At 69.9% G+C, this 12,579-nt stretch carries 14 protein-coding genes; 9 read left to right on the top strand and 5 right to left on the bottom strand.

The window, feature by feature from the left end:
- Nucleotides 1–37: 37 nt before the first annotated feature.
- Nucleotides 38–940 (top strand): phosphodiesterase, encoded by a 903-nt coding sequence (locus ITJ62_RS16995; RefSeq protein WP_194604715.1) that lies wholly within the window; start codon nt 38–40, stop codon nt 938–940.
- A 177-nt stretch (nt 941–1,117) separates the two neighbouring features.
- Complete coding sequence (locus ITJ62_RS16990) at nt 1,118–2,596, top strand: aspartate ammonia-lyase (RefSeq protein WP_194605363.1); 1,479 nt, start codon at nt 1,118–1,120, stop codon at nt 2,594–2,596.
- A 74-nt stretch (nt 2,597–2,670) separates the two neighbouring features.
- On the opposite strand, the gene ITJ62_RS16985 is transcribed toward ITJ62_RS16990, so the two are convergent.
- On the bottom strand, nt 2,671–3,573 hold the full coding sequence (locus ITJ62_RS16985; RefSeq protein WP_370281973.1) for a fumarylacetoacetate hydrolase family protein: 903 nt from the start codon (nt 3,571–3,573) through the stop codon (nt 2,671–2,673).
- A 328-nt stretch (nt 3,574–3,901) separates the two neighbouring features.
- Here ITJ62_RS16985 and ITJ62_RS16980 point away from each other — a divergent pair, with 328 nt between their 5' ends.
- Together ITJ62_RS16980 and ITJ62_RS16975 are read left to right on the top strand one after the other, a co-directional pair.
- The gene (locus ITJ62_RS16980) at nt 3,902–4,276 is read left to right on the top strand and encodes an FKBP-type peptidyl-prolyl cis-trans isomerase (protein ID WP_064294480.1); all 375 of its coding nucleotides are present in this window, start codon (nt 3,902–3,904) and stop codon (nt 4,274–4,276) included.
- Between the two features lie 88 nt (nt 4,277–4,364).
- Nucleotides 4,365–4,895, top strand: coding sequence for an adenine phosphoribosyltransferase (locus ITJ62_RS16975; RefSeq protein WP_124769542.1), 531 nt, complete (start codon nt 4,365–4,367; stop codon nt 4,893–4,895).
- Between the two features lie 3 nt (nt 4,896–4,898).
- Here ITJ62_RS16975 and ITJ62_RS16970 read toward each other — a convergent pair whose 3' ends face one another.
- The gene (locus ITJ62_RS16970; protein ID WP_194604710.1) at nt 4,899–6,215 is read right to left on the bottom strand and encodes an MFS transporter; all 1,317 of its coding nucleotides are present in this window, start codon (nt 6,213–6,215) and stop codon (nt 4,899–4,901) included.
- Between the two features lie 151 nt (nt 6,216–6,366).
- Here ITJ62_RS16970 and ITJ62_RS16965 point away from each other — a divergent pair, with 151 nt between their 5' ends.
- Nucleotides 6,367–6,798 carry a pyrimidine dimer DNA glycosylase/endonuclease V gene (locus ITJ62_RS16965; RefSeq protein WP_064294478.1) on the top strand — a complete coding sequence of 144 codons (432 nt, stop codon included), beginning with the start codon at nt 6,367–6,369 and terminating at the stop codon, nt 6,796–6,798.
- A gap of 84 nt (nt 6,799–6,882) precedes the next feature.
- Nucleotides 6,883–7,164: a YdeI/OmpD-associated family protein gene (locus ITJ62_RS16960; protein WP_194604707.1), complete on the top strand. Its 282-nt coding sequence runs from the start codon at nt 6,883–6,885 to the stop codon at nt 7,162–7,164.
- Between the two features lie 36 nt (nt 7,165–7,200).
- On the opposite strand, the gene ITJ62_RS16955 is transcribed toward ITJ62_RS16960, so the two are convergent.
- Nucleotides 7,201–7,827: a hypothetical protein gene (locus ITJ62_RS16955; protein ID WP_194604704.1), complete on the bottom strand. Its 627-nt coding sequence runs from the start codon at nt 7,825–7,827 to the stop codon at nt 7,201–7,203.
- 168 nt (nt 7,828–7,995) lie between these two features.
- On the opposite strand from ITJ62_RS16955, the gene ITJ62_RS16950 reads away from it, so the two are divergent.
- Nucleotides 7,996–9,036: an LLM class flavin-dependent oxidoreductase gene (locus tag ITJ62_RS16950; RefSeq protein ID WP_194604701.1), complete on the top strand. Its 1,041-nt coding sequence runs from the start codon at nt 7,996–7,998 to the stop codon at nt 9,034–9,036.
- 33 nt (nt 9,037–9,069) lie between these two features.
- Here the strand turns inward: ITJ62_RS16950 and ITJ62_RS16945 are convergent, their stop codons facing one another.
- Nucleotides 9,070–9,342, bottom strand: coding sequence for a protealysin inhibitor emfourin (locus ITJ62_RS16945; protein WP_138944623.1), 273 nt, complete (start codon nt 9,340–9,342; stop codon nt 9,070–9,072).
- 41 nt (nt 9,343–9,383) lie between these two features.
- A complete protein-coding gene (locus ITJ62_RS16940) occupies nt 9,384–10,493 on the bottom strand; it encodes a M4 family metallopeptidase (protein ID WP_228498749.1) in 1,110 nt (369 codons plus the stop codon).
- Nucleotides 10,494–10,644: 151 nt separating this feature from the next.
- Between ITJ62_RS16940 and ITJ62_RS16935 the strand changes: the two genes are divergently transcribed.
- Both ITJ62_RS16935 and ITJ62_RS16930 read left to right on the top strand, forming a co-directional pair.
- Complete coding sequence (locus ITJ62_RS16935) at nt 10,645–11,808, top strand: LLM class flavin-dependent oxidoreductase (RefSeq protein WP_194605356.1); 1,164 nt, start codon at nt 10,645–10,647, stop codon at nt 11,806–11,808.
- On the top strand, nt 11,805–12,434 hold the full coding sequence (locus tag ITJ62_RS16930; RefSeq protein WP_194604698.1) for an FMN reductase: 630 nt from the start codon (nt 11,805–11,807) through the stop codon (nt 12,432–12,434). The genes ITJ62_RS16935 and ITJ62_RS16930 overlap by 4 nt, the downstream gene beginning before the upstream one ends.
- Nucleotides 12,435–12,579 lie beyond the last annotated feature (145 nt).

Genomic DNA, 12,579 nt, shown 5'->3' with positions numbered 1-12,579 from the left:
GGCGGAGCACGTCGGCGGTGGCTCCTAGACTCGGACCATGACTTCCGACGTCCGTTTCGGTCAGTACCCGGCTCCCGACAGGGTCATCGTCCATCTGAGCGACCCGCACCTCCTGGCCGACGGCCGACGCCTCTACGACGCGGTCGACGTGCAGGCCAACCTGGAACAGGCCCTCCGTCAGATCGAGCGCATGCAGCTCCGGCCCGACGCGATGGTGTTCACGGGCGACCTCGCGGACCTCGGAGAGGCCGACGCGTACCGTCGGCTCCGGGAGCGGGTCGAGCCCGTCGCCGAGCGACTCGGCACCACCATCGTCTGGCTCATGGGCAACCACGACGAACGGTCGGTCATGCGGACGGAGCTGCTCGACCTCCCGGCGGGGGAGCAGCCGCTCGACGCCGTCTGGGACTTCGGCGGCTTGCGGGTCATCGGCCTCGACTCGACCGTCCCGGGGTGGCACCACGGTGAGCTCGAGGACAGCCAGCTGGAGTGGCTGCAGACGGTGCTGTCAACGCCGGCGCCGCTCGGCAGCATCCTCGCCATGCACCACCCGCCGGTGCCGTCGAGCATCCCGTTCTTCGACATCCTCGAGCTCCGCGACCAGCACCGGCTCGAGGCCGTGCTGCGCGGGAGCGACGTCCGGGCCATCCTGGGCGGCCATCTGCACTATTCCACTTCGAGCACCTTCGCCGGCATCCCCGTCCAGGTCGCCAGCGCGAGCTGTTACTCGATGAACCTCTCGCTCCCGTCCGTGGAGGTGAACGGGATGTTCGGTGGTCAGTCCTTCAACCTGGTGCACGTCTACGACGACCGCATCACCCACTCCACGGTCCCGCTCGGTGACTACACCACCGCCGACACCTTCAGCGCGGCGTTCATCGACCGCATGGCCGCCCTGAGCCCGGCCGAGCGGCTGGAGGCGTTCTCGCGCAAGCGGTGACCCACCGGCGCTGAACCTCAGGCACGGAACCGTCTCGGGTCCAAGACACCGCAGAGGCATCGGGGATCGCACCCGGCTACGCTGGAAGGGACATCCACCCACCAGGCAACGGAGCCACGAGTGACGATCAGCACCACCACCAGCAGCACCCCCACCACCCTTGGAGCAGACGACGACATGGCGGACAGGACGAACAGCGACGAGACCCGGACGGAGTCGGATTCACTCGGTTCGATGGAGATCCCGGCCGACGCGTACTGGGGCATCCACACGGCACGCGCACTCGAGAACTTCCCCATCACGAAGCGTCCGATCTCCGTCTACCCCGACCTCGTCGTCGCCATCGCGAGCGTCAAGCAGGCCGCCGCCCGCGCGAACGCCGAGATCGGGGTGCTCGACCCGGCGAAGGCGAACCTCATCGACCGCGCGTGCCAGATCATCATCGACGGTGACTTCCACGAGGAGTTCATCGTGGGCGTGATCCAGGGCGGCGCGGGCACGTCGACGAACATGAACGCGAACGAGGTGATCACGAACATCGCGCTCGAGCTCGCCGGTCATGCCAAGGGCGAGTACCAGTTCCTGCACCCGCTCGACGACACCAACCGGTCGCAGTCCACCAACGACGTCTACCCGACGTCGATCAAGATCGCGCTCGCGTTCTCGCTGCAGTTCCTCCTGACGGAGCTCGGCCTGCTGCGCGACTCGTGCAGCGCGAAGTCCGTCGAGTTCTCCCACGTCCTCAAGGTCGGGCGCACGCAGCTCCAGGACGCCGTCCCGATGACCCTCGGGCAGGAGTTCCACGGCTTCGCCACGACGCTGAACGAGGACTACGACCGCCTCCACGAGACCCTCTGGCTGCTCGCCGAGGTCAACCTCGGTGCAACCGCGATCGGGACAGGGATCACCGCCGACCCGCGCTACGCGGAAGCCGTCGTCCGTCACCTCAACCAGATCACGGGCCTCGCGCTCACCACGGCACCCGACCTCATCGAGTCGACGAGCGACGCCGGCGGGTTCATGTCCTTCAGCGGCACCCTGAAGCGGAGCGCCATCAAGCTCTCCAAGATCTGCAACGACCTGCGTCTGCTGTCGAGCGGTCCGCAGGCGGGCCTCGGCGAGATCAACCTGCCGCCCCGACAGGCCGGATCGAGCATCATGCCGGGCAAGGTCAACCCGGTCATCCCGGAGGTCGTGAACCAGGTGGCGTTCAGTGTCGTCGGCACCGACATGACGGTCACGATGGCGGCCGAGGCCGGGCAGTTGCAGCTCAACGCCTTCGAACCGGTCATCGCCCACTCGCTGCTGCAGAGCATCGTCTGGATGGCACAGGCGTGCAAGACGCTGCGGGTGAACTGCATCGACGGCATCACGGCGAACGAGGAACGGCTCGAGGTGATGGTCGGCGCGTCCGTCGGCGTCATCACCGCGCTGACCCCGTTCATCGGGTACCAGTCGGCTGCGGCGCTCGCGAAGACCGCGCTGCTCACGGGCCGCAACGTCGCGGACCTCGTGGTCGAGGCGAACCTCATGACGCGCGACGAGGTGACGAAGCAGCTCTCGCCCGCGCGGCTCTCAGGGATCGAGGCCATCACCTCGGCCATCCCGATCATCGACCTGCCGATCCCGGGCGCGGACTCCGACCCGAGTCGCTGACCGACGCGGCTGTACACGACGAAGCCGTCCGGACCAGGGTCCGGACGGCTTCGTCGTCTGCCGTGAGAGATTGGCTACCCGGCGGTGACCGTGCAGTGCGTCGTGAGCGATCCGACGCCTTCGACGGACACGGTGACCGTCGCGCCGTCGGTCAGGAAGACCTGCGGGTCGCGCGAGTATCCCGCGCCGCCCGGGCTGCCCGTCGAGATGAGCGTTCCGGGCAGGAGGGTCGCGGAGCCCGACAAATGTTCGATGAGCGTCGCGACGCTGCGGACCATGTGACTGGTCGAGGAGTCCTGGAGCGTCACGCCGTCGAGGACGGTCGAGATGTGGAGGTCCTGCGGGTCGGGGATCTCGTCCGCGGTCACGACGACCGGGCCGGTCGGGGTGAACCCGTCGAAGGACTTGCAGCGCGACCACTGCGCCTCGGAGTACTGGATGTTGCGGGCGGTGATGTCGTTGACGACGGTGTACCCGAACACGTACCCGAGCGCATCGGCCGCATCGACGTCGCGAGCGGCCCGGCCGATGACGACACCGAGCTCCGCCTCGTAGTCCACCTGCTCGCTGATCGCCGCGGGCCAGCTCGTGGTGCCCTCGTGCCCGGTGAGCGAGTTCGCCCACAGGCCGAAGATGGTGGGGGCGTTGTCGGTCTTGAGGTTGAGCTCCTGCGAGTGCGCCGAGTAGTTGAGCCCGACCGCGAGGATCGTCGGCGGACGGAGGACCGCGGACGCGTGCACGAGCCCGTCGAGGGGTTCTCCGCTGACACCGTGGGCGAGCGACGTCTCGACGAAGCTCCGCACGCGGTCCAGCTCGGCCGGGCCGCGTTCGATGAGCTCCTGGAGGTCGCGCGGGGCGTCCTCGAGGATCTCGTCGAGGAACACCGCCCCGGTGTCGCTGATGACGGCGAGTCGGACCCGCGGCTCTGCGGGGGTACTCGGCTGGTGGTCTGTGGCGACGAAATGGGCGAACTTCACCCGTCTACGGTATCGCAGGCGCTTCGGGCGCGGGCGTTGTGGACATACCGGTCCGAGCTGCGGGTGCCCGGACACGACGGAACGCGAGGCGAGACGGATCCCCGGGCGACGGCCCCGGACAGACTCATCGCCCGGTGCTGCGGCAATGCCTGCGAGTCGCCCGGGCGATGAGTTGATCTGTCCCTCCAGCATGCACCCGGGTGCCACGGCCCGCAACCCCCAAGTACCGGGCGCAGCGCCGCGACCACCCCACCCGGCGTCGGACCGGGCGTCACGCGCTCAGCGAAATCCGCGTGAACCGATCAGGCGGAACTGCTTGGATGGAGTCATGACCGATTCAGCACGCACCAAGCCCGAGGTCGACGCCCCCACGGGCCCGGCCCCCACCGAACTCGTCATCGAGGACATCTTCCTCGGCGAGGGCGACGAGGCCCAGGCCTCCTCGACCGTCGACGTCCACTACCTCGGCGTCGGCTACGACTCCGGCGAGGAGTTCGACTCCTCCTGGAGCCGCGGGCAGTCCATCAACTTCCCGTTGCGCAACCTCATCCAGGGCTGGCAGCACGGCATCCCCGGTATGAAGGTCGGCGGTCGTCGCAAGCTCACGGTCCCGCCGGAGCTCGCCTACGGCCCGGCCGGCAGTGGCCACCAGCTCTCCGGCCAGACGCTCGTCTTCGTGATCGACCTCTTGGGCGTCAAGTAACCATCCGCAGGTCACCCCTCGTCTCTCTCGACCGACGCGTCGCGGAGGCGAGGGGTGTCGCATGTCTCCCAGACCGAACGAGGATCACATGACCACCGCAACCCAGTACGTCGACCGCCTGACGGCGACCATTCCGGACTTCCCGACGCCCGGCATCCTGTTCCGCGACCTCACCCCGGTCTTCGCCGACGCCGACGCCTTCCGCGCGATCATCGACGAGCTGGCAGCGCGCTTCGAGGGCCGCTTCGACGCAGTCGCCGGTGTCGAAGCCCGCGGGTTCCTGCTCGCCGCGGCGGTCGCGTACGCGACCCACACGCGACTGGTCCCCATCCGCAAGGCGGGCAAGTTGCCGGGTGAGGTGCTCCGCGAGGACTACGGACTCGAGTACGGCGCCGCCGCCCTGGAACTGCGCACCGAGCAGCTACCGGCCGGGACGCGCGTGCTCATCCTCGACGACGTGCTCGCGACGGGCGGCAGCTGCGGTGCGGCGGTCAACCTCATCGAGCGCGCCGGGTACGAGGTGGCAGGGCTCGGGCTGGTGCTCGAACTCGAGGGACTGCCCGGCCGAGCCTCGCTCAGCGGTCGCGACGTCTTCTCGATCGCCACGGCTCCCGCCTAGACGCTACGGCGTCGGCGTCCGGGCGTCGTAGCGTCGGAAGGCCCCTTGGGCGCGGACGAGCGTCCAGACGAGCACGACGACCAGGAGTCCGCCGGCGAGCGCCGGTACCCAGAGAGCGAAGGCCGAGGCCGCGAGGCCGATGTAGAGGTCGCCGACGCGGGGTCCGCCGGTCACGACGACGGTGAAGACGCCCTGCAACCGGCCCCGGACGGCATCGGGCACGGCCGCCTGGAGGATCGTCATCCGGAAGATCGAGCTGATGTTGTCGGCCGCTCCGGCGACGGCGAGTGCGATCGCCGCGATCACGATGGCGGGCAGGTTCGCGTGGGCGGCATCGTGCGTCGCCGTTCCGGAGAACGTGACCCACGCGAGGACCGCGCCGAAGCAGGCGATGGCGAGCCCGTAGACGATGATGGCCCGCTCGATGGCGCGGCCCTGACGGTCGATCCGGCCGAGTCGTCCGGAGACGAGGCTCGACAGGAGGGTGCCGACCGCGCCGGCCGCGGTCAGGACCCCGACGGTGATCGCGCCGCCGCCGAGCAACAGGGTGCCGACGGCGGGGTAGAGCACCCGTGGGTTGCCGAACGTCATCGCGACGATGTCGACGATGAACGTCATCCGGACGTTGGGGGCCGTCCGGAGGAAGGTCCAGCCGTCGACCAGGCTCGCGAGGCCCGGAAGTCGACTGACGCCGCCTTCGGGCAGGATCTTCGGCAGCGACGCGATCCCGAGGAAGGCGGCGACGAACAGCACGACGTCGATCGTGTAGGTCCAGCGGAATCCGACGCCGGCCACGAGGACGCCGGCGAGTGCTGGTCCGACCGTCACCATGACCCCCGCGGCGATGCCGGACAACGCCGCGGCGGACGGTAGGAGGCGGGCCGGCAGCAGCCGGGGGAGGATCGCCTGTCGCGTCGTCCCGACGATGGTCGTCGACACGGCGTTGATCGTCGTGAGGAGGTACAGCGGCCAGACCACCTCCGAGCCGCTCCAGGCGAGCACCGCGATGATCGCCGTGGACACCCACGTGACCACGGCGGCCGTCAGGGCGACCGTGCGTCGGTCGAACGCGTCCGCGAGCATGCCCCCGTAGAGCCCGAAGCAGATCATCGGGATGAGGGCGATGACCCCCACGAGCGAGACCGCGAACGTCGACGCGGTGAGGTCGTAGACCTGGAGGCCGACGGCGACGATGGTCATCTGGCCGCCGATCCCGGTGATCGCCCCGCCGATCCACAGGCGGGCGAAGGCGGGACTCTCCCGGAGCGGACTCAGATCGACGAGGAGCCCGCGCCGCCCGGATCCGGGTGCAGCGCTCACCGGGGCATCGGGTGACGGGATGGGGTGCGCTCAGACATGCACCTCAGCCTACGCGCGTCGCGGCAGGGCTCCGCGGCGAGGGTCATGCGCTGCGGCGAGGGGCAGGGGCTGCCCGGAGTCGGTTGTCAGCGCCCTCGGGCAGGATGGAGACATGCGTCTCTGGTCGATCCATCCCCGGTACTTCGACGCCCAGGCGCTGACGTCGTCCTGGCGTGAAGGGCTGATCGCCCAGCGGGTCCTGCAGGAGCCAGGATCGAGCCTCCGTGCACACCCGCAGCTCCAGCGCTTCCTCGAGGCCGACGAACCGTTGGAGGCGATCGCGGCCTATCTCAACGGTGTCGCCGACGAGGCGCAGGAGCGCGACATCGTCTTCGACCGTGCGCGGGTCGTCGCCTCGGGCGTCCTCCGGGACCCTCTCGTCGTGACCGACGGCCAGCTCGACTACGAATGGGGCAACCTGCGGCGGCACCTGCTCGGACGCAGCCCGGACGTCGCGTCGCGATGGGCGAAGGTCTGGCGACCGCAGCCGCATCCGGTGTTCGTCGTCGTCGGCGGTGGCGTCGCCTCGTGGGAACTCGCCTAAGTTCCTGACGGCCCGAAGACCCGGCCGAGGTCGGTCAGGACCGAGCTGCTCGACGGTTGCCGCCCGACCCACTACCGTTGCCGCATGGGCAGACACGCTGATGTGGGAGCTGCGCCGCTCTCGGCGACCGGCACGGTGGTGCGGCTGCGGCCGGACCTCGAGGAGGCGATCGACGACGCCGGTCGATTGTCGTTCTTCCGCGGCCTGCCGAACACCGCACAGCGGGAACTCGCGACGTGGGTGGAGCGATCCGACGACGCGCACCGGGATGCACGGATCGAAGCGGTCATCGAGTTGCTCGCCCAGCGGGCCGTGGAGCTCCGGACGGCCGCTCCGGCGCGAACCGCGGGTGGTCAGCGGCGCTGACGGACGCGTGGCGCCGCGCCCGGGCGTCGGCAGGGCTCAGAACCCGAAGTCGCCGCCGCCACCGAAGTCGCCGCCGCCTCCGAAGTCGCCGAATCCACCGTCACCCCAGCCACCGCCGTCGGCGGAGGTGTCGGTCGCCGCGCCGTCTCCGGCCCCTGCCTCGGCACCACCCTGATCGGCGCCGGCATCGGCTGCGGCATCGGTTCCGACGGTGTCCGGAATGAACGCCTGCGCGATGGCCGAACCGACCACGACACCGGCGATGGTGCCGAGCATCGAGCTGGCCAGCATCCCCCCGAAGCCCATCCCGCCGCCCTGCGGACCGAGGTTCCGCTCGAGGGTCCCGGGCTGCCGCACTTCGGCCCGGGTGGCCGAACGAGCGAGGGCCTTGGGGGAGTCGTCTGCCGGTGCCTCACCGGTCGGGGAGTCCTCCGACAACTGTCGGTACAGGATGCCCCGCTGCTCGGGGGTGAGCTTCGAGAAGGCCTCTTCGTGGACCTGTTCGATGGTCTCCGGCGGCGCGGTCCGCAGGAGGTACCGGTAGCGCTCGACGGCGATCTCGTCCTCCGTCCGCGCGGAGGCCGCGGCCGGGCTCCCGCCGCCCGTCGCCTGGACAGGTCCGTCGGACTCGGGGCGTCCGAGCAGTCGATCGAGGAATCCCATGCTGTGCTCCTTCACGGTCGCAGGCGTCCAGCGTACGCGTCAGGTGTGGCATCCGGCTTAGATCGTCCTGGGAATCCACCGCCGTGACCGAGGCGGAATATGTCAGGCCGTCCGAGCGCTGCACCCTGATGCGTCTGTCGCCGTTCGGCAGCGCGACGAAAGGTGACCATGCGACTCTCGATACTGGATCTCATCCCCGTCCGCACCGATCAGGACACCGCGGCTGCCCTCGCAGCGACGATCGCCCTGGCGAAGCGCGCCGACGAGCTGGGGTATCACCGGTATTGGGTGGCCGAGCACCACAACATGCCGTCCGTCGCATCGACGAACCCCGCGGTCGTCATCGGCATCCTGGCCGCCGCCACGCAGCGGATCCGCGTCGGCTCCGGCGGCGTGATGCTCCCGAACCACGCACCACTCGTCGTCGCCGAGCAGTTCGCGCTCCTCGAGGCCTCCGCGCCCGGGCGCATCGATCTCGGCCTCGGCCGGGCACCGGGCAGCGACCCGGTCATCTCCGCCGTGCTCCGCCAGTCGGGCAACACGAGCGACGTCGACCGGTTCCCGAACAACGTGCAGGACATCGTCGCCCTCCTCGGCGTCGACGGCGCGAGCGTGCGGATGACCTCCGGCGAGGAGTACGCCCTGCGGGGAACGCCGAAGGCCCGCAGCATGCCGGACGTGTGGTTGCTCGGATCGAGCGACTACTCGGCGGCGCTCGCCGCAGCACTCGGGCTGCCCTACGTCTTCGCGCACCACTTCTCCGGTCAGGGGACGGCTCGGGCTCTCGAGCTCTACCGGTCGAGTTTCCAGCCGTCAGCTCACCTCGACGCGCCTCGCACCTTCCTGACCGCGAACGCCGTGGTCGCCGACACGGCCGCCGAAGCGGAGGCGTTGGCGCTGCCCAACCTGCAGCAGATGGCGAGACTGCGTTCCGGCAAGCCGCTCGGACCCATCGCGACCGTCGAAGAGGCCGCCGCGACCGAGCAGAGCGATCTCGAGCTCGGCTTCGTCGAGCAGATGCGCGCTGCCTGGATCATCGGCGACGCCGACCAGGCTGCGGCGGAGCTGCAGGGTCTCGCCGACCGCTTCGGGGTCGACGAGGTCATGGTGTCGCCCGTCGGGTCGGCACGCGAGGGCACACCGTCGAACTCGGCGCCCGCACGTGAGCGGACGATCGAACTGCTGGCGGAGCGCTTCCCGCAGCACTGACGCCGTCGGGGTCACGCGACGAGCGAGGAATCGTCAGTCGCGTGGCGGCTGGACGGCGCGCACCCGTTCGACGAGTTCCTGCCAGGGACCGGTGAGCTGCTGCTCGCCGAGGGTGGCCTCCTTGGGGGCGCATCGGATGCGGTAGACGTACCGATCCGGGACCGGTGGTCCCTGTGGGGTGTCGTCCCACGGGAGGCGTTCGAGCAGGACGATCCATCGGTCGACGTCGGGCTGCTCGTCGACGACGACCTCCCAGCGTCGGGTGAGACCGGCGACACCGCCGCTCCTCGTCACCGTGACCTTCATGCCGCGATGCTACTCCGCGAGCGTGGGCACTGCCATGGCGCTCAGACGGACGGCTCGATACCGACGAGCGCCCACGCCTGCCCGACCGCGGTGTGCTCCTCCGAGTCCACACCGAACCTGGCGGCGGCCGCAGCGATCGTCGCCGCGGCGAAGGTCGCGAAGTCGGCGCGCTCCGACAGGCTGCCGACGAGGGTGTCGTACCAGATGAGCCCCGCACGCTCCCAGGCGTTGCCGCCGAGGGCGACGGCGAGCGTCGCGAACGCCCGGTTGGGGATGCCGGAGTTGAGGTGGACGCCTCCGTTGTCGTCGGTCGTCTCGATGTAGTCGTCGAAGTGCGCCGGCTGCGGGTCCTTGCCGAGGACGTCGTCGTCGTAGGCCGTGCCCGGGGCGAGCATGGAACGCAGTGCGCTGCCCTCGACCTCGTCCGTGAAGAGCCCTTCGCCGATGAGCCAGGACGCCGACGCCGCGTCCTCGCCACGCGCGTGCTGTTCGACGAGGGCGCCGAAGACGTCGGACACGTGTTCGTTGAGCGCTCCGGGCTGCCCCTCGTAGACGAGGTTCGCCGTGTACTGCGTCACGCCGTGGGCCAGCTCGTGGCCGATGACGCTGAGGGAGCTCGTGAAGCTGCGGAAGACCTCGCCGTCGCCGTCGCCGAAGACCATCTGCTCGCCGTTCCAGAACGCGTTGTCGTAGTCGTCGCCGTAGTGCACCGTGGCGAGCAAGGGCAGCCCGCGGCCGTCGATGGAGTCGCGTGCGAACGCCTCGGCGAAGAGGGCGTGGGTGTCGCCGAGGCCGTCGTAGGCGGCGGAGACCGCGGGGTCGGTGGTGGCGGGCTCGCCCTCCGAGCGGACGAGCGTGCCCGGGAGGGTCTCGGTCCGCTCGGCATCGTGGATGCTGCGCTCCGGGGTGACGACCGGACGCTTGCCGGCCGTGGCGCTGCGCACGGGATCAGTGGCGCGCTCCGCCCCTGGCTCGGGGAAGCGGTATGGTCGCGTGGCGAGCAGCGAGTACCGTGCGGCACTGGCGGCGCGTGCCAGCTGCGGAGCGTCGAGTTCGGCGATGCGCTCGAGCAACCAGGGCGGGACGATGCCGCACACGTACCGAGGGGCCGGTGTCGGCATGCTGGACGAAGGGTTCGGTGAGCCGTTCATGCGGTGATCCTGCCATAGCCCGCCGACACGGCGTACGGCTCGCGCGGCGCGCTGTGGACAGGATGCCGAGCGGGCCGGGAATAGCGCGGGCGTGAACGCCGTTGTCCTGAATATCCATGCAAACGCATGAAAGAACGAGTGGGAGCGCATGATGCAATTCGGAATCTTCACGGTGGGGGATGTCACCACCGACCCGACCACCGGGATCACGCCCACCGAGCACGAGCGCATCGAGGCGATGGTCGCGATCGCCGTGAAGGCGGAGGAGGTCGGTCTCGACGTCTTCGCGACCGGCGAGCACCACAACCCGCCCTTCGTCCCGTCGAGCCCCACGACCATGCTCGGCTACATCGCGGCGAAGACCACGGACCTCATCCTCTCGACGAGCACGACGCTCATCACCACGAACGACCCGGTGAAGATCGCCGAGGACTACGCCATGCTGCAGCACCTGGCCGGCGGTCGGGTCGACCTCATCATGGGCCGTGGCAACACGGGGCCCGTCTACCCCTGGTTCGGCAAGGACATCCGCGAGGGCATCAACCTCGCCATCGAGAACTACGCGTTGCTCCACCGCCTCTGGCGAGAGGACTACGTCGACTGGCAGGGCCAGTTCCGCACCCCGCTGCAGGGCTTCCAGTCCACACCGCGACCGCTCGACGGTGTGCCGCCCTTCGTGTGGCACGGCTCCATCCGGAGCCCCGAGATCGCCGAGCAGGCGGCCTACTACGGCGACGGCTTCTTCGCGAACAACATCTTCTGGCCGAAGGAGCACTACATGCGCCTCATCCAGCTGTACCGTCAGCGGTTCGAGCACTACGGACACGGCACGGCCGCGCAGGCGATCGTCGGACTCGGCGGTCAGGCGTTCATGGCGAAGAACTCGCAGGACGCCGTCGCCCAGTTCCGGCCGTACTTCGACAACGCCCCCGTGTACGGTCACGGGCCGACGCTCGAGGACTTCACCGAGCAGACGCCGCTCACCGTCGGCAGCCCGCAGCAGGTCATCGACCGGTACGCCGGGATGCGCGAGTATTTCGGCGACTACCAGCGTCAGCTGTTCCTCATGGATCACGCCGGGCTCCCGCTCGCGACGGTGCTCGACCAGCTCGAGATCCTCGGCGGCGAGGTCGTGCCGGTGCTGCGCAAGGAGTTCGCGAAGGACCGTCCGGCCGACGTGCCGGAGGCGCCGACGCACGCGTCGATGGTCGCGGCCGCTGAGGCCGAACTCGCTTCGCGCTCCGGTGCGGTCGAGACGAGCCGGGTCGCATCCGGTTCGGCCTTCGGCGCGGCGGCGGTCGGGGCGACCCGATGACCGCGAAGCGCACGCTCGCCGTCGTGTCGGCCGGTCTCAGCCAGCCGTCGTCCACACGCCTCCTCGCCGACCGCCTCCGCGACGCCACTGTGGCACGCCTCGAGCAGGACGGGTACGAGGCCCGGACGACGTCGATCGAGCTGCGCGACCTCGCGCAGGACATCACGAACAACCTGCTGACCGGGTTCCCCAGTCCACGGTTGTCCGAGGCGATCGAAGCCATGACCGCCGCCGACGGCGTGATCGCGGTGACGCCGATCTTCTCCTCCAGCTACTCCGGCTTGTTCAAGTCGTTCTTCGACGTGGTGGAGCCGACCGCCTTGACCGGGGTGCCCATCGTCCTCGGTGCGACGGGTGGGTCGGCCAGACACTCGCTCGCCCTCGAATACGCCGTGCGTCCCTTGTTCGCCTACCTGCGGGCGGTGACCGTGCCGACCGCCGTGTTCGCGGCCTCCGAGGACTGGGGGTCGGGCGACGCGCAGGTCGGCGCCCTGCCGGCGCGGATCGACCGTGCGGCCGGTGAGTTGAGCGCACTCGTGGTGGCCTCGGACCGTTCCGGGCGCCTGGACGACCCGTTCGCCCTCGATCGCCCGTTCTCCGAGCTGCTCGGCGGTCTCGGGGCCTGATCGGACGACTCCGTCCGACCGCCCCGATGCGGGCGGGGATCGCCCGGTGCGGTCCCCGCCTCCGTCGTTCCCAGGCTCGGCCCCCCGGTCTTTGGGATACTGGTGGCGTGCGTCGCCGTCCGGCGTCGCCGGAGGGAGTGGTGGC

This window comes from Plantibacter sp. VKM Ac-2876 (assembly GCF_015350715.1).
GTDB classification, from domain to species: domain Bacteria; phylum Actinomycetota; class Actinomycetes; order Actinomycetales; family Microbacteriaceae; genus Plantibacter; species Plantibacter auratus.
The sequence above is the reverse complement of the archived record's forward strand: the minus strand, read 5'-3'. Positions and strand labels throughout refer to the sequence as shown.

Excerpts from the sequence above, each read along its gene's own strand:
- ITJ62_RS16995 (WP_194604715.1), top strand. The coding sequence starts at position 38 with ATGACTTCCGACGTCCGTTTCGGTCAGTACCCGGCTCCCGACAGGGTC.
- ITJ62_RS16990 (WP_194605363.1), top strand. The coding sequence starts at position 1,118 with ATGGCGGACAGGACGAACAGCGACGAGACCCGGACGGAGTCGGATTCA.
- ITJ62_RS16980 (WP_064294480.1), top strand. The coding sequence starts at position 3,902 with ATGACCGATTCAGCACGCACCAAGCCCGAGGTCGACGCCCCCACGGGC.
- ITJ62_RS16975 (WP_124769542.1), top strand. The coding sequence starts at position 4,365 with ATGACCACCGCAACCCAGTACGTCGACCGCCTGACGGCGACCATTCCG.
- ITJ62_RS16965 (WP_064294478.1), top strand. The coding sequence starts at position 6,367 with ATGCGTCTCTGGTCGATCCATCCCCGGTACTTCGACGCCCAGGCGCTG.
- ITJ62_RS16960 (WP_194604707.1), top strand. The coding sequence starts at position 6,883 with ATGGGCAGACACGCTGATGTGGGAGCTGCGCCGCTCTCGGCGACCGGC.
- ITJ62_RS16955 (WP_194604704.1), bottom strand. The coding sequence starts at position 7,827 with ATGGGATTCCTCGATCGACTGCTCGGACGCCCCGAGTCCGACGGACCT.
- ITJ62_RS16950 (WP_194604701.1), top strand. The coding sequence starts at position 7,996 with ATGCGACTCTCGATACTGGATCTCATCCCCGTCCGCACCGATCAGGAC.
- ITJ62_RS16945 (WP_138944623.1), bottom strand. The coding sequence starts at position 9,342 with ATGAAGGTCACGGTGACGAGGAGCGGCGGTGTCGCCGGTCTCACCCGA.
- ITJ62_RS16940 (WP_228498749.1), bottom strand. The coding sequence starts at position 10,493 with ATGAACGGCTCACCGAACCCTTCGTCCAGCATGCCGACACCGGCCCCT.
- ITJ62_RS16935 (WP_194605356.1), top strand. The coding sequence starts at position 10,645 with ATGCAATTCGGAATCTTCACGGTGGGGGATGTCACCACCGACCCGACC.
- ITJ62_RS16930 (WP_194604698.1), top strand. The coding sequence starts at position 11,805 with ATGACCGCGAAGCGCACGCTCGCCGTCGTGTCGGCCGGTCTCAGCCAG.